The sequence below is a fragment of the Microbacterium sp. AZCO genome (genome assembly GCF_039614715.1).
In the GTDB taxonomy this organism is placed as follows: Bacteria; Actinomycetota; Actinomycetes; order Actinomycetales; family Microbacteriaceae; genus Microbacterium.
In genome coordinates, this window is the sequence record NZ_CP154857.1 from 621,104 (window position 1) to 635,692 (window position 14,589).

The following is a 14,589-nucleotide window of genomic DNA, read 5'->3' on the forward strand; positions in this document are numbered from 1 at the left end:
CGCGTCGGCGATCACCGCAGCGCCGGACCGGAAGCCTCTCCCGCCTCCGGCGCTGCGGCTTTCTCCGACGCTGTGGCTCGGCATCGCGGGCGCCGGCGTCAGACGGGCAGCCGCAGCATCCCGTCCGCCGCCTCCGCGAGTCCGTCGGCGATGAGCGAGTCGATCGCCCGGTCGCGCTGCCGGGGGTCCGGCCAGTCCGCGGCGACGTCGTCGATCGGCACGGCGTGGGCGACGGCATCCCGAAGCGCTTTCAGAACCGCCCCGCGCGCCTGGCGATCGCTGCCCTCGTAGCGCGCCTGCTTGCGGCGCCCGTCACCCGTATCGGGGCACCCCGCCGCGCGCCAGGCGCAGAGGCGGGCGAGGGGGCAAGCGTCGCAGCGGGGCGAGCGGGCCGTGCAGACCGTCGCGCCGAGCTCCATTGCGGCGGCGTTGACGACGGCAGCCTCGGCGTCGTCTCGGGGGAGGATCGCGTCCATGGCCTCGAGGTCGCGGCGGGCGGGTGACCCGGGCTGCGACCGCCCCTCGACGGCGCGCGCGAGCACGCGCCGGGTGTTCGTGTCGACGACGGGATGCCGCATCCCGTACGCGAACACCGACACGGCGCGTGCGGTGTAGTCGCCGACGCCCGTGAGGGCGAGGAGATCGTCGACGTCGCTCGGCACGATGCCTCCGTGCCGGTCGCGGATCTCGACGGCCGCGCGGTGCAGCCACACGGCCCGTCGCGGGTAGCCGAGGTTGTCCCACTGCCGCACGGCGTCGGCGGGGGAGGCAGCGGCGAGAGCCGCGGGCGTCGGCCAGCGCTCCAGCCACGCCTCGAGCCGGGGGATCACGCGGCTCACCGGCGTCTGCTGCAGCATGAACTCGCTCACGAGCACGCCCCACGCGTCGAACCCCGGCCGGCGCCAGGGCAGATCCCGGGCGTTCTGCCGATACCACCCGATGAGCGGAGTCGCGAGATCGGGCATGTCCTCCACCCTAAGCACGCGGGCGCCGCTCCGCGGGCGCGCGTCCCGTTCCCGACTCCGGCTGATCGGGGCGCGTGGGGTGCGACACGCCGCCGCACGGCCCCACCCGCCCCGACGAGCCTGAGTTCGGCACGCTCGAACGCGACGAGGGTTAGCGTCGAGTCAGGACGACGTCACCTGGAGGCGCCATGACTTCCCGTGCCCGACCCCTCGCCGCGGCCGTCGCGCTCCTCGCGCTGGCGGCACTCACCGCCTGCGCCCCGGCCACCGGCGACCCGACCCCGTCCCGACTCACGACACCGAAGCAGGCGTCGCCGCCCACGGCCGTGTCGCCGGGCGCCGTGTCGCCGGGTGCCGTGCCGACCGGCTCCGTGCCGACCGGCTCGCCGTCCAAGGCGCCCCCGCCCGCCAGGGACGCGCCGCTCGGCGCGGTGTCGCCGGGCGGCATCGAGCCGGTCGAGCTCGCGATGCCGTTCCAGTCCGCGCTCGCCGCGATCGGTGCGACGCCGGCGGCCGGCTGCGCCTGGGTCGGCACCGCCACGGCGGGCGGCTACACCATGACGGTGCAGCGCGAGGAGCCGGGCGATGACGCCTCGCCGGTCGTGCTGGTGTCCGCGTCGGTGCCCGCCGACCAGGTGACGACCGTGGGACCGACGACGACCGAGGGCATCGGCATCGGATCGACCGTCGCCGACGTGAGGGCGGCCTACACGAACGTCGAGGACATCGCCTCGACCGGCGATCGCCGCTACCTGAAGGCGCTCGCCGTCGGCGACGCAGCCCTCTTCTTCACCTATACGGCAGGTCAGGACGTCGTGTGGGCGGTGACTTCCACCCTGCTCCCCGAGCCGCCGTACGAGGCGTGCGGCTGATCGGGCGCACACCGGCCGCCCGTAGGCTGGAGGCATGCGCCTTCCCACCACGCCCGTCACGACAGTGTGGCGCGAGCTGCGCGACGAAGTGCGCCAGCATTATCGGGCGGGCCGGGTCATCGTCGCGGTTGACGGCCGCGACGGCGCGGGCAAGACGGTGTTCGCGGACGGCCTTGCGGCGGCCTTCGCGGAGGACGGCTCGGCCGTCTACCGTGCGAGCATCGACGACTTCCACCGCCCCCGCGCCGAACGGTACGCCCGGGGCCGTACCTCGCCGGAGGGCTTCTACCGGGACTCGTACGACTACGCCACGTTCCGCCGCGTGCTGATCGACCCCTTCCGCGCGGGGCGGCAGACGACGGCGACGGGCTTCCAGCTCTCCGCCTTCGACGTCCGGCGCGATGCGCCGGTCGAGACCGCGTGGGTGACGGCTCCGCGCGACGCTGTGCTGATCGTCGACGGCATCTTCCTCAACCGTCCCGAGCTGCGCGGCATCTGGGACTGGTCCGTCTGGCTGGACGTGCCCGTCGACGTGGCCTTCGAGCGGATGGCCCAGCGCGACGGCACCGACCCCGACTTCCTCGCTCCCTCGAACGCCCGGTATCGCGACGGCGTCGACCTCTACCTCCGCGACGACGATCCGCGAGCCGCGGCGTCGGCGATCGTCGACAACACCGACGTCCAGCATCCGCATCGCACGTTCCGGGACTTCTGCTGATGCCCGCAGATCGCCCGGCCGCCGGAGTCGTCCTCGTCGACAAGCCCGGGGGCATGACCAGCCACGACGTCGTCGCCCGCGCCCGCCGCGCCTTCGGCACGCGCAAGATCGGGCATGCCGGCACGCTCGACCCCATGGCGACGGGGCTCCTCGTGCTCGGCGTCGAGGGTGCGACGCGTCTGCTCACCTTCGTCGTGGGGCTCGACAAGACCTACGACGCGACGATCCGCCTCGGTGTCGCGACCGACACCGACGACGCCGACGGTGAGGTGACGAAGTCGAGGGATGCCTCGTCCCTCGCCTCCGCCGACATCCTCGCGGCGATCGAGCCGCTCAGGGGCCACATCTCACAGGTGCCCACCCGCGTGTCGGCGATCAAGGTCGACGGAAGGCGCGCGTACGACCTCGCGCGCCAGGGGATCGAGGTCGAGCTGAAGGCCCGCGACGTGACCGTGAGCCGATTCGACGTGCTCGCTGAGCGACGCCCTTCGACGGGCTCAGGGACGGATGCCTGGATCGACCTCGACGTCGTCGTCGACTGCTCGAGCGGCACGTACATCCGCGCCCTCGCCCGCGATCTGGGCGCCGCTCTCGGCGTCGGCGGGCACCTGACGGCGCTCCGGCGCACCCGCATCGGGCCCTTCGACGTCGTCGACGCGGCCCCGCTCGACGCACTCGCCGAGGCCCCGGCGCTGAGCCCCGCGGATGTCGGCGCGGCCGTCCTCGGCCGTCTCGACGTCGACGACGACGAGGCCCGCGACCTCCGCCACGGCAAGCGGCTCGCCGGTGCGGCATCCCGGATCGACGGCCCGCGCGCCGCCGCGGTCGCGCCCGACGGATCGCTCGTCGGCATCGTCGAGCGGCGCGGCGCCGACCTCAAGAGCGCCATGAACATGCCCGAGGAGCAGTCCCGATGATCCTGTGGTTCACCTACGTCGAGGTGGCCGTCGCGGTGCTGTCCGGCATCCTGTGCCTCGTCCTCGGCCTCGCGGGCAGGCGCCCGAGCGACCTGACCGTGGGATCGCTCGCGCTGGTCGAGCTCCTGCTCATCGTGCAGGTCGTCATCGCGATCGTCGCACCGCTCGCGGGCAACCCGCCGACCGGTTCGCTCCTGGAGTTCTGGGTCTACCTCGTCTCGGCGGTGCTGCTGCCGCCTCTCGCCGTGGGCTGGGCGCTTCTCGAGCGCAGCCGTTGGAGCACGGTCATCATGGGCGTCGCGGCCCTCGCGATCGCCGTCATGGTGTGGCGCATGAACGTCATCTGGACCGTGCAGGTCGCCTGACGTTCAGCTCCTGACGAGGTAGGCCGAGTGCACCCACCCCGTCCGGCCCGCGTACGACACCTGACGCCAGTCGCCGCTCGTCGCGAGGATCGGACCGACGTTCGCGCCCTGGGGGATGACCAGGATGATCGACGCGGTGGTGGAGGGCGCCGTTCTCAGCCGGAGCGGTGCGGTCGTGACGTAGGTCGCGGGCGGCTGCGGTTTCGTCGGCGTGACATATGCCGCCGACACCCAGCCTGACTGGGTGCCGACCGTGACGGGCAGGAAGCCGCCCGAGACGGTGCCCGGCACATGCGTCATGGCCGTGCCCTGCGCGAGCACCCGGATGATCGTGGCCGTGGTCGACGGCCCGGTGCGGAAGTTGAGGGCGACCGCGGCGTAGTACGTGCACGTCGGCGGTGCGGGAGTCGCGGTGACGGCGATCGCCGACGCGTACAGGTCGACGCCACGAGGCTGGAGGAAGGTGGCGGCGTTCTGCGCCTCGGACCCGCTCGACCCGGCCTTCCACAGCTCGAGGTGGAGGTGATTGCCGGAGGAGACGCCGCTGCTGCCGACCTCGCTGATCCGCTGCCCCGCCGCGACGCTCTGGCCGACCGTGACCTGCGTCGTCGCCGACCAGATGTGCATGTAGATCGACGTGTACTCGACCCCGTCGATGAGGTGGCGCACGGCGATGTACCCGGCTTGCGAGCTCGTCCCGCTCACCGTGGCCGTCACGACGCCTGCCGCGATGCTGTAGATCGGAGCGCCCGCGTTCGTGGAGAGATCGACGCCGTAGTGGTAGGTCGACGCGCCCTGGACCGGGATGCAGCGCGGCCCGAAGAACGACGTCAGATAGTAGGTCTTCGCGGCGACCGGGAGAACGAAATTCGTGGCCGTGGCCGTCGCAGCGGCCTGCGTGGTGGCCGTGGATCCGACGGGGGGCGCCGCCGGGGCGACCGGGGCCGGCGCGGGCGTCAGGGCGGGCGTCGGGGCGGGGGTTGGGGTCGGCGTCGTGTCCGGAGTGACGGTCGGCGTGGGGGCGGGTGTGCTCGTCGGGCCGGGTGTGACAGCAGGCGCCGGCGTCGGAGTCGCGGTGGTGGGCGGCGCCGCTGGGCTCGGAGTCGCGGTGGTGCCGGGAGTCGTGGTCGGACTCGGGCCGGGCGGCGTCGTCGCCGCGACGGGCGGCGCCGCTGGGCTCGAAGCCGCCGCGGCGGCCGGCGTCGCAGCGCCGAGTGCGAGGAGTGTGGCGATGACCGCGCCGAGCAGCGCGTTTCGGATCGATCGCATTGTGGTCCGTTCGGTGAGAGGGGCGGACAGGGACGGTGCGGTCGGGTTCCGTTGCTGTGAATGCTGGCACTTAACCGCGCGGCTATCTACTGCCTTCGCGCGTCCGTCCCGCGCCGTGACCCCGTCGCGCCCGCGACGGACCGCGGGCCGGGTGGAGTCCGCCCGGAATAGAATCGACGGCGATGTCTTCCCCCACCACGCGCACCCGTCGCATGACGGGCGTCGGCCGCGTCCTCGTGATCGTCTACGCGATCATGGCGCTGGGCGCGACCGGACGCTCCTTCGTGCAGATCGTCGAGAAGTTCGATCAGGCGCCCGTCGCCTACACGCTGTCCGCGCTGTCGGCCGTCGTCTACATCGTCGCGACGCTCGGCCTCGTGTTCGCCGGCCGGCGCGGCTGGTACATCGTCGCGTGGGTCGCGATCGTCTTCGAGCTCGTCGGCGTGCTCGTGATCGGCACGCTGAGCCTCGTGCTGCCCGAGCTGTTCCAGCATCCGACGGTCTGGTCGGTGTACGGCATGGGCTACCTGTTCATCCCGCTCGTCCTCCCGTTCTTCGGCCTGTGGTGGCTCGTGAAGCATCCGCCCGCACAGCAGACGGAGCGAGTGGATGCCTCACCCGCAGCGGTGACGCGATGATCGTCTTCCACGACCCGGCCGAGGTGCCGGCGGGCTTCGGCCCGTCGGTGGTGGCGATCGGCAAGTTCGACGGCGTGCACGCCGGTCACCGCGCCGTGCTCGAGCGCGCGAAGGTGGATGCGACGGGCGGCGCGAAGGTCGTCGCGGTCACGTTCGACCGCAATCCGCTCAGCCTGCTCCGGCCCGACGTCTGCCCTGAGGACCTCATCGGCGTGACGCAGAAGCAGCAGCTGCTCGCCGGCACGGGCATCGATGCGACCCTGATCCTGCGCTTCGACGCCGAGCTCGCCTCGCTCGAGCCGCGCGAGTTCGTCCAGCGCATCCTCGTCGACGCGCTCGGCGCCCGCACGGTGCTCGTCGGCCTGGACTTCCGGTTCGGCCGCGGCGGTGCCGGCAACCCCGATGTGCTGACCGAGCTCGGCAGGGAGTTCGGGTTCCGGGTCGACGTCGTCGACGACGTGCGCTCGATCGACAGCGACCGGCGCGTCTCGTCGACCTGGATCCGCGAGCTCCTCGCGGCGGGCGACGTCGAGACCGCCGCGAAGCTGCTCGGGCGCCCGCACGCCGTGTGGGGCGAGGTCGTGCACGGGGCGAAGCGCGGACGCGAGCTGGGCTTCCCGACGGCGAACCTGTCGCCCGATCTCGAGGGCTTCATCCCCGCCGACGGCGTGTACGCAGGCTGGCTGGTGGATGCCGGTGCCGACGCCGGTGGCGGACCCCTGCGCACGACCCGCTACCCGGCGGCCATCAGCGTCGGCTCCAACCCCACGTTCGACGACGTCATCGAGCGACAGGTCGAGGCCTACGTGCTCGGCGAAACCGACCTCGATCTGTATGGGCGCGTCGTCGAGGTGCAGTTCACCTCGCGCGTGCGCGGCATGGTCGCCTTCGAGGGCGTGGACGCGCTCATCGAGCAGATGACGGACGACGTCGAGCGGGTGCGAGAGCTCCTCGCGTGAGGGGAGCCGGACGCTAGATAACCCGCGGTCGTCGGCGGACATAGACCGCGCACGGGGGCGGCTCTACGATCGACAGCGTGGATGCCGCAGCCCTCCTCGCCGCCGCGGACGCGTCGGCGGCTCCCTCCGTCAACCTGTGGGGAGCCCTGGGCTGCGCCGTGGCGTACTCCGCGTCGCTCCTCGCGACCCTCGACGCCTTCGCCGACTGGATCCTCGCGCGGGCGGACTCCCCGGCCGGCCGGCTCACGCCGGCGGTAGGCTTGAAGTTCGCATCGAAGATCGCGGCCGCCGCGATCGCCGTCATTGCAGCGGCGATCGTCCTCGCTCTCGACGAGAACTGGTTCGCCTTCACGTCGCTCACGATCGCGTTCGTGGTCGTCATCGCGATCGGCCTGATCGTGCTCGTGAGGCATGCGCGGGTCACGGGTGCGCGCGGCGGATGAGCGCCCGATGCGAACCGAGGAAGAGGAGAACATGAGCCGGACCGATCTGCAGACGCTCCCCGAGCGCGCCGTCGAGCTGCTCGGCGGAGAGCCCGACGACACGACGCTCCGCCGCTACCTGCACGGCCTTCCCGGCGTCGACGCCGTGGGCCTCGAGCAGCGCGCCGCGGGCCTCGGCACGCGCTCGATCAAGACGACGTCGAAGGCGTGGGCCCTCGACAAGATCATCGAGCTGATCGACCTGACGACCCTGGAGGGCGCCGACACGCCCGGCAAGGTGCGCTCCCTCGTCGCCAAGGCGCTGAATCCGGATGCCTCCGATCCGAGCTGTCCGCGGGTGGCCGCGGTCTGCGTGTACGGCGACATGGTGGCCTACGCCGTCGAGGCGCTGGGCGGCGCGCACGGCGACCCGGACGAGGGCCTCGTGTCGGTGGCGGCGGTCGCGACGGCCTTCCCGAGCGGGCGCGCGTCCCTCGACATCAAGCTCGCCGACACCGCCGCGGCGGTCGCGGACGGAGCTGACGAGATCGACATGGTCATCGATCGCGGCGCGTTCCTCGCCGGTCGCTACGGACTCGTGTTCGACCAGATCGCCCGCGTCAAGCAGGCGTGCCGCCGCGCCGACGGCACGTACGCCTCGCTCAAGGTCATCCTCGAGACGGGCGAGCTGAACACGTACGACAACGTCAAGCGCGCCTCCTGGCTCGCGATCCTCGCGGGCGGTGACTTCATCAAGACCTCGACCGGCAAGGTGCAGCCGGCCGCGACGCTGCCGACGACCCTCCTGATGCTCGAGGTCGTGCGCGACTGGCACCGCGCGACGGGGGAGAAGATCGGCGTCAAGCCCGCCGGCGGCATCCGCACCTCGAAGGACGCCATCAAGTACCTCGTGACCGTCGCCGAGACGGTGGGCGAGGAGTGGCTGCAGCCGCACCTGTTCCGGTACGGGGCATCCAGCCTGCTCAACGACGTGCTGCTGCAGCGGCAGAAGCTGAAGAGCGGCCACTACTCCGGCGGCGACTACGTGACGATCGACTGAGGACCGAGATGAGTTTCCTGGAATACGCCCCTGCCCCCGAATCGCGGTCGATCCTCTCGCTCAAGCCCGAGTACGGCCTCTTCATCGACGGCGACTTCCGCCCCGGCACGGGGGAGTCGTTCACGACGATCTCGCCCGCCGACGAGCAGCCCATCGCGACCATCGCCGCCGGCAGTGAGGCGGATGTCGACGCCGCGGTCGCCGCCGCGCGCCGCGCCTACGACAGGACGTGGTCGAAGATGAGCGGCCGCGACCGCGGCAAGTACCTCTTCCGCATCGCGCGTCTCGTGCAGGAGCGCGCCCGGGAACTTGCCGTCGCCGAGAGCCTCGACAACGGCAAGCCGATCAAGGAGAGCCGCGACGTCGACGTGCCGCTCGTCGCGGCCTGGTTCTTCTACTACGCCGGCTGGGCCGACAAGCTCGACTACGCCGGCCTCGGCGCCGACCCGAAGGCGCTCGGTGTCGCGGGCCAGGTCATCCCGTGGAACTTCCCGCTGCTCATGCTCGCGTGGAAGGTCGCCCCCGCGCTCGCGGCGGGCAACACCGTCGTGCTCAAGCCCGCCGAGACGACGCCGCTGTCGGCCCTGATCTTCGCGGAGATCCTGCAGCAGGCCGACCTTCCCCCCGGCGTCGTCAACATCGTGACGGGCGCGGGCGCGACGGGCGCGGCCGTGGTGCGGCATCCCGATGTGAACAAGGTCGCCTTCACGGGCTCGACCGCGGTGGGGCGCGAGATCGCCAAGGCGGTCGCCGGCACCGACAAGAAGCTCACGCTCGAGCTCGGCGGCAAGGCCGCGAACATCGTCTTCGAGGACGCGCCGATCGACCAGGCGATCGAGGGCATCGTCAACGGCATCTTCTTCAACCAGGGGCACGTGTGCTGCGCCGGCAGCCGCCTGCTCGTGCAGGAGTCGATCCACGACGAGGTCGTCGACCGCCTGAAGACCCGCCTCTCGACGCTGCGCCTCGGCGACCCGCTCGACAAGAACACCGACATCGGCGCGATCAACTCCCGCGAGCAGCTCGACCGCATCCGCGAGCTCAGCCGCATCGGCGAGGAGGAGGGGGCGGAGCGCTGGAGCGCCGACTGCGTCATCCCCGAGAACGGCTTCTGGTTCGCCCCCACGATCTTCACGAACGTGCAGGCATCCCACCGCATCGCGCGGGACGAGATCTTCGGACCCGTCCTCTCGGTGCTGACCTTCCGCACGCCGGCCGAGGCCATCGAGAAGGCCAACAACACGCCCTACGGGCTGTCCGCGGGCATCTGGTCCGACAAGGGCTCGCGCATCCTCGCCGTCGCAGACCGCCTCCGCGCGGGCGTCGTGTGGGCGAACACCTTCAACCGCTTCGACCCGTCGTCGCCTTTCGGCGGCTACAAGGAGTCCGGCTACGGCCGCGAGGGCGGCCGGCACGGCCTCCTCGCCTACCTGAAGGGGGGCCGCGCGTGAGCAAGCGGCTGACCGTTCCCAAGACGTACAAGCTCTACATCGGCGGCGCCTTCCCGCGCAGCGAGTCGGGTCGCACGTACGAGGTCGCCACGCCCAAGGGCGGGTTCCTCGCGAACGCGGCTCTCGCGAGTCGCAAGGACGCCCGGGATGCCGTCGTCGCGGCGCGTGGCGCCGTGAAGGGCTGGTCGGGCGCGACCGCCTACAACCGCGGCCAGGTGCTGTATCGCGTCGCGGAGATCCTCGAGGGCCGCCGCGCGCAGTTCGCCGACGAGATCGTCGGGCAGACGGGCGTGTCGCGCGGAGCGGCCGAGGCCGAGGTCGACGAGGCGATCGACCGCTGGGTCTGGTACGCGGGCTGGTGCGACAAGTTCGGCCAGGTCGCGGGCAACGGCAACCCCGTCGCCGGCCCGTACTTCAACATCTCGGTGCCCGAGCCGACGGGCGTCGTCGGCGTCATCGCGCCGCAGGACACCGCGCTCGTCGGCATCACGTCGGCCATCGCGCCCGCGCTCGTGTCGGGCAACTCGGTGGTCGTCGTCGCGTCGCAGCGCTTCCCGCTCTCGGCGATCAGCCTCGCCGAGGTGCTCGCGACCTCGGACGTGCCCGCCGGCGTCGTCAATGTCCTCACGGGCTCGCCGGCCGAGATCGCGCCGTGGCTCGCATCGCACCCCGACGTGCACGGCCTCGATCTCGTCGGCGCGGGCGACCTCGACTGGATCGATCTCCAGGTCGCAGCGGCCGAGACGCTCACACGCGTCCTGCCTCCCGAGCGGGGAGCGGATGCCGCGGCCCCGAGCCTGCAGCGCATCACGGCGTTCACCGAGACGAAGACGGTGTGGCACACGAAGAGCCTCGTCTGAGGCGGCGGGAGAGGCATCCCGGATCTTCTGTGGACAGTTGATAACGGAAAGGTAACGGCGCATGTAGAGTGGCCGTCACGTCGACGATGACGTGACTCTCGCCGGAGGACATGCCCGATGCCCGCCTCACCGGCATCCGACCGCTCGCAGAATCGGATGCCCGCCCTCGTGACCGTCTGCGTGCTCGCCCTGGCGAGCATCGTGATCGCGTTCCTCGGAGCGTCACCCGCGCGCGTCAGCGCGACCGAGCTCCTCGGCGACGCCCGCGCCCCCGAGGACGCCGCGTTCGTCGTCAGCCACCGCGGCGGAGGAGCACTCGCGCCCGAGAACACCCTGCCCGCCGTCGAGGCCGCGATCGACGCGGGCTTCGAGTACGTCGAGATCGACGTCGCGCTCACGGCCGACCGCGTGCCGGTGCTCATGCACGACCGCACCGTCGACCGCACGACCGACGGCCACGGCGCGCTCGCGACGCTGACGCTCGCCCAGGTCAAGCAGCTCGACGCCGGCTCCTGGTTCGCGCCCTCCTACGCAGGGACGCGCGTGCCGACGCTGGAGGAGTTCCTCGCGGTGCTCTCCGGGTCGGGGCGCCGTGCGCTCGTCGAGCTCAAGGGCGTGTGGGATGCCGAGGCCGGCGCGGCCCTCATCGCGACGCTGCGCGCGCACGACCTGGAACGACGCGTCGCGATCGTGAGCTTCAACCCGCGGTCGCTCCTCGCGACGAGCGGAGCGTCCGACCTCGTGTACCGGCTGCTCATTGTGCGGCGACTCCCCGCAGACATCGAGCAGGCGGTGAAGGGCGCAGATGCGCGCGGCATCCTCGTCGACTGGCGGGCCATCGCGAAACGCCCCGAGATCGTCGAGGAGCTGCACGACGCAGGGCTCCGCGTCCTCGTCTACACGCTCAACTCCGACGTCCAATGGCAGGAGACCACGGCGGCGGGAGTCGACGGCATCGTGACCGACGAACCCGCGCGGCTCATGGAGTGGCAGGGCACGATCGCGCGCGCCGGCGGGTAGGGTCGAGGCGTCCGCCGACCGGAAGGTGTCCGTGAGCCGTCTGCGCACCCTCTCCCTTGCGAGCACCGCGCTCGCCGCCTGCGCCCTGCTCCTCGCCGCGTGCGCGCCTGAGCCCGAAGGACCGACCGCATCGCCGACGCGCAGTGCGACGGCATCCACCTCTCCTTCCCCCTCTTCCTCCGGGAGCGCGACGCCGACCCCCTCACCCTCAGCGACGTCGGGAGACGCGATCGCGCTGCCCGCCGCCTGCGAGCAGATCTACTCGCCGGCGATGCTCGCGTCGCTCACGGCGCAGGCTCCGCCGCTCAACGACCCCGGCGTCACGATGCTCTCGACGCAGAACGCCGAGCTGCTCGAGGTGCTGCACTCCGGCATCCCGACGATCCGCTGCTCGTGGGGTGCCCCCAGCGAGTTCGGACTCGCGACGAACGTCTCGATCGTGGATGCCGCGCAGGCGGCGACCGTCTCGTCGGCGCTCCAGGGAGCGGGCTTCGGGTGCGTCGCGCAGTCGGGCGGCACGATCTGCCGCATCGAGCAGCGGACGGTCGACCTCGACGACAACGAGGTGCACTTCGGCGAGACGCACTTCCTGCGCGGCAATGCGTGGGTCTCGACGGCGTGGATCAACTTCACGCCCGCGGGGTACACGGAGGACATCATCGCGACGCTCTGGGGATGACGGGCCCGCCGTCGCGCTAGACTGGCGTGGGGATCGGCGAAAACCCGACGCCGCGGCTCGCTGAAGCGAGTGCCAGCGGCCGGGGGCTGAGCCATCCCGTCCCGTGTCTGTGACGGCGCGCGCGCCGCCCGCGGGAGCTGTGCAGACCACAGCCGGTCGCCCCTCGACCGGTCGTCGCCGGAGCATCCGGCACCCTACGCTCAGGAGGAGCATGCCGACCACGGCACCCGCCGCGAAGACCGCCACTGCGGCTCAGCGGCGCAGGAAGCCCTCGTCCTCACGTCGTGACGACGAGGCCCCCATCATCCCGATCCTCGCCCGCAAGGTCCGCGAGGTCGAGGCCAAGGCCCAGCGCGGCAAGCTCGGGCCGACGAACCGCGTCAAGTTCCAGGTGATCGCCTTCCTCGTCCGCGAGGAGCGCGCGCGGGTCAAGTCCGACACCGAGATCGCCGATGGCACGCGCGCCGAGCTGCTCAAGCGCCTCGACGGCGTCGCGACGATCCTCGCGAAGACCGCTGCGCGCGACACGAGCCTCATCCAGCTGCTCGAGGTCGACCAGGCGACATCGCCCGTCGCGCGCCGCATGCGCCGCGACTGGCTGCTCGAGTCGGGCGCCGAGCTGCCGCCCGACGAGCTCATCATCACCGACACGGCCCCCGCGGCCACGACTGTCGTGCCGGCCGCGCTCGCCGAGCGTCAGGTCGTGCCCCCTCAGGTCGAGTCGCGCCGCGACGCCAACCCGTTCCTGGCCCCCGACCTGTCGCTGCGCGCGCCGAAGGAGACCCCGCGCCGACGCCTCGACGGCTGGGAGCTCATGGGCCCCCTCTACAAGGCCTTCGAGACGGGCGCCGGCGGCGGAAGCGCCACGATGGACCTCCCGGGCGTCCCCGAGTTCGACCGCCTCTCGCCCAAGGGCCTCGAGGTCATGCCGCACCAGTCGCGCTTCCTCGAGTCGGTGCGCGAAGGCCACCGCACGTTCCTCCTCGCCGACGAGCCGGGCCTCGGCAAGACGGCGGAGTCGGTGCTCGCGGCATCCGTCGCCGATGCCTACCCGCTCCTCGCCGTCGTTCCCAACGTCGTCAAGATGAACTGGGCCCGCGAGGTCGAGCGCTGGACGCCGCAGCGTCGCGCGACGGTCATCCAGGGCGACGGCGAGTCCATCGACGCCTTCGCCGACGTCTTCATCGTCAACTACGAGATCCTCGACCGGCACCTGTCGTGGCTCTCCACGATCGGCCTCAAAGGCATGGTCGTCGACGAGGCCCACTTCATCAAGAACCTCACGTCGCAGCGCTCGCAGAACGTGCTGGCGCTCGCGACCCGCATCCGCGAGCAGGTGCGCAACCCGCTGCTGCTCGCGCTGACCGGCACCCCGCTCATCAACGACGTCGAGGACTTCGACGCGATCTGGCGCTTCCTCGGCTGGACGAACGGCGAGAAGCCCGGCCCCGTGCTGATGGAGAAGCTCGACGAGACCGGCCTAACGCCCGCCGACAAGGCGTTCTACCCGGAGGCCCGCGAAGCGGTCATCTCGATGGGCATCGTGCGGCGGAAGAAGAAGGACGTCGCCGCGGATCTCCCCGACAAGCTCATCGCCGACCTCCCGGTCGAGCTGGACGACGAGTTCGGCCGCTCCATCCGCGCCGCGGAGCGCGAGCTCGGCGAGCGTCTCGCCGCGAAGTACCGTCGCATCATCGAGGCGCGCGGCGACCGCGGACTCGCGCCCGGTGAGATCGACTCCGACATCGTGCGGCTCGTCGCACACAACGAGCTCGAGGAGTCCAAGGCCGCCGGGTCGGGGGCCGAGAACGTCTTCACGATGGTCCGCAGGATCGGCCAGGCCAAGGCGCAGCTGGCCGCGGACTACGCCGTGCAGCTCCAGCGATCGGTCGGCAAGGTCGTCTTCTTCGCGAAGCACATCGACGTCATGGACCAGGCCGAGGCGCACTTCGCCGCGGCGGGGCTCAAGACGGTGTCGCTGCGCGGCGACCAGGCGACGATCGCCCGGCAGGCCGCCATCGACGCGTTCAACAACGACCCGGCCGTCGGCATCGCCGTGTGCTCGCTCACCGCGGCGGGCGTCGGCGTGAACATGCAGGCGTCGTCGAACGTCGTGCTCGCGGAGCTCTCGTGGACGGCCGCCGAGCAGACGCAGGCGATCGACCGCGTGCACCGGATCGGCCAGGACGAGCCCGTGACGGCGTGGCGCATCATCGCGGCGCACACGATCGACACCAAGATCGCCGAGCTCATCGATTCCAAGCAGGGTCTCGCCGCCCGCGCGCTCGACGGCGAGGCCGTCGACCCGCAGTCGAGCGACTCCGTCCAGCTGTCGGCGCTCATGCACCTGCTGCGCCGGGCGCTCGGCGGGGAGTAGCCCCGGTTCCGGGGCCC

At 71.8% G+C, this 14,589-nt stretch carries 15 protein-coding genes; 13 read left to right on the forward strand and 2 right to left on the reverse strand.

Translation table 11 applies throughout. From position 1 onward, the window contains the following. Nucleotides 1-98 precede the first annotated feature (98 nt). Nucleotides 99-965: an A/G-specific adenine glycosylase gene (locus AAIB33_RS02820; protein ID WP_345802055.1), complete on the reverse strand. Its 867-nt coding sequence runs from the start codon at nt 963-965 to the stop codon at nt 99-101. Between the two features lie 188 nt (nt 966-1,153). Between AAIB33_RS02820 and AAIB33_RS02825 the strand changes: the two genes are divergently transcribed. From AAIB33_RS02825 to AAIB33_RS02840, 4 genes are read left to right on the forward strand one after another with little or no spacing between them, the layout of a single operon-like run. Further along, entirely contained in the window at nt 1,154-1,837 is a 684-nt protein-coding gene (locus tag AAIB33_RS02825) for a hypothetical protein (RefSeq protein WP_345802056.1), read from the forward strand. 34 nt (nt 1,838-1,871) lie between these two features. Continuing rightward, nucleotides 1,872-2,555 (forward strand): uridine kinase, encoded by a 684-nt coding sequence (locus AAIB33_RS02830; protein WP_345802057.1) that lies wholly within the window; start codon nt 1,872-1,874, stop codon nt 2,553-2,555. Continuing rightward, on the forward strand, nt 2,555-3,472 hold the full coding sequence (gene truB / locus AAIB33_RS02835; RefSeq protein ID WP_345802058.1) for a tRNA pseudouridine(55) synthase TruB: 918 nt from the start codon (nt 2,555-2,557) through the stop codon (nt 3,470-3,472). Before AAIB33_RS02830 ends, truB begins: the two co-directional genes overlap by 1 nt. Further along, the gene (locus AAIB33_RS02840; protein WP_345802059.1) at nt 3,469-3,837 is read left to right on the forward strand and encodes a hypothetical protein; all 369 of its coding nucleotides are present in this window, start codon (nt 3,469-3,471) and stop codon (nt 3,835-3,837) included. Before truB ends, AAIB33_RS02840 begins: the two co-directional genes overlap by 4 nt. Before the next feature lie 3 nt (nt 3,838-3,840). On the opposite strand, the gene AAIB33_RS02845 is transcribed toward AAIB33_RS02840, so the two are convergent. Then, nucleotides 3,841-5,106, reverse strand: a complete 1,266-nt coding sequence (locus tag AAIB33_RS02845; RefSeq protein WP_345802060.1) for a peptidoglycan DD-metalloendopeptidase family protein — start codon at nt 5,104-5,106, stop codon at nt 3,841-3,843. 182 nt (nt 5,107-5,288) lie between these two features. Here AAIB33_RS02845 and AAIB33_RS02850 point away from each other — a divergent pair, with 182 nt between their 5' ends. From AAIB33_RS02850 to AAIB33_RS02890, 9 genes are all read left to right on the forward strand, one after another. Beyond that, nucleotides 5,289-5,744: a hypothetical protein gene (locus tag AAIB33_RS02850; protein ID WP_345802061.1), complete on the forward strand. Its 456-nt coding sequence runs from the start codon at nt 5,289-5,291 to the stop codon at nt 5,742-5,744. Beyond that, the gene (locus AAIB33_RS02855) at nt 5,741-6,703 is read left to right on the forward strand and encodes a bifunctional riboflavin kinase/FAD synthetase (RefSeq protein WP_345802062.1); all 963 of its coding nucleotides are present in this window, start codon (nt 5,741-5,743) and stop codon (nt 6,701-6,703) included. The genes AAIB33_RS02850 and AAIB33_RS02855 overlap by 4 nt, the downstream gene beginning before the upstream one ends. 77 nt (nt 6,704-6,780) lie before the next feature. Then, the gene (locus tag AAIB33_RS02860; RefSeq protein ID WP_345802063.1) at nt 6,781-7,146 is read left to right on the forward strand and encodes a hypothetical protein; all 366 of its coding nucleotides are present in this window, start codon (nt 6,781-6,783) and stop codon (nt 7,144-7,146) included. Nucleotides 7,147-7,177: 31 nt separating this feature from the next. Further along, complete coding sequence (gene deoC, locus AAIB33_RS02865; RefSeq protein WP_345802064.1) at nt 7,178-8,185, forward strand: deoxyribose-phosphate aldolase; 1,008 nt, start codon at nt 7,178-7,180, stop codon at nt 8,183-8,185. Between the two features lie 8 nt (nt 8,186-8,193). Next, entirely contained in the window at nt 8,194-9,636 is a 1,443-nt protein-coding gene (locus tag AAIB33_RS02870; protein ID WP_345802065.1) for an aldehyde dehydrogenase family protein, read from the forward strand. Continuing rightward, a complete protein-coding gene (locus AAIB33_RS02875) occupies nt 9,633-10,496 on the forward strand; it encodes an aldehyde dehydrogenase family protein (protein WP_345802066.1) in 864 nt (287 codons plus the stop codon). Before AAIB33_RS02870 ends, AAIB33_RS02875 begins: the two co-directional genes overlap by 4 nt. A gap of 117 nt (nt 10,497-10,613) precedes the next feature. After that, complete coding sequence (locus AAIB33_RS02880) at nt 10,614-11,516, forward strand: glycerophosphodiester phosphodiesterase family protein (protein ID WP_345802067.1); 903 nt, start codon at nt 10,614-10,616, stop codon at nt 11,514-11,516. A gap of 31 nt (nt 11,517-11,547) precedes the next feature. Continuing rightward, nucleotides 11,548-12,195, forward strand: a complete 648-nt coding sequence (locus tag AAIB33_RS02885) for a hypothetical protein (RefSeq protein WP_345802068.1) — start codon at nt 11,548-11,550, stop codon at nt 12,193-12,195. 211 nt (nt 12,196-12,406) lie between these two features. Further along, on the forward strand, nt 12,407-14,572 hold the full coding sequence (locus tag AAIB33_RS02890) for a DEAD/DEAH box helicase (protein ID WP_345802069.1): 2,166 nt from the start codon (nt 12,407-12,409) through the stop codon (nt 14,570-14,572). Nucleotides 14,573-14,589 lie beyond the last annotated feature (17 nt).

What these genes read in the sequence shown, in the direction of transcription:
- AAIB33_RS02820 (WP_345802055.1), bottom strand. Translation starts at nt 965, where the DNA reads ATGCCCGATCTCGCGACTCCGCTCATCGGGTGGTATCGGCAGAACGCC.
- AAIB33_RS02825 (WP_345802056.1), top strand. Translation starts at nt 1,154, where the DNA reads ATGACTTCCCGTGCCCGACCCCTCGCCGCGGCCGTCGCGCTCCTCGCG.
- AAIB33_RS02830 (WP_345802057.1), top strand. Translation starts at nt 1,872, where the DNA reads ATGCGCCTTCCCACCACGCCCGTCACGACAGTGTGGCGCGAGCTGCGC.
- truB (WP_345802058.1), top strand. Translation starts at nt 2,555, where the DNA reads ATGCCCGCAGATCGCCCGGCCGCCGGAGTCGTCCTCGTCGACAAGCCC.
- AAIB33_RS02840 (WP_345802059.1), top strand. Translation starts at nt 3,469, where the DNA reads ATGATCCTGTGGTTCACCTACGTCGAGGTGGCCGTCGCGGTGCTGTCC.
- AAIB33_RS02845 (WP_345802060.1), bottom strand. Translation starts at nt 5,106, where the DNA reads ATGCGATCGATCCGAAACGCGCTGCTCGGCGCGGTCATCGCCACACTC.
- AAIB33_RS02850 (WP_345802061.1), top strand. Translation starts at nt 5,289, where the DNA reads ATGTCTTCCCCCACCACGCGCACCCGTCGCATGACGGGCGTCGGCCGC.
- AAIB33_RS02855 (WP_345802062.1), top strand. Translation starts at nt 5,741, where the DNA reads ATGATCGTCTTCCACGACCCGGCCGAGGTGCCGGCGGGCTTCGGCCCG.
- deoC (WP_345802064.1), top strand. Translation starts at nt 7,178, where the DNA reads ATGAGCCGGACCGATCTGCAGACGCTCCCCGAGCGCGCCGTCGAGCTG.
- AAIB33_RS02870 (WP_345802065.1), top strand. Translation starts at nt 8,194, where the DNA reads ATGAGTTTCCTGGAATACGCCCCTGCCCCCGAATCGCGGTCGATCCTC.
- AAIB33_RS02880 (WP_345802067.1), top strand. Translation starts at nt 10,614, where the DNA reads ATGCCCGCCTCACCGGCATCCGACCGCTCGCAGAATCGGATGCCCGCC.
- AAIB33_RS02890 (WP_345802069.1), top strand. Translation starts at nt 12,407, where the DNA reads ATGCCGACCACGGCACCCGCCGCGAAGACCGCCACTGCGGCTCAGCGG.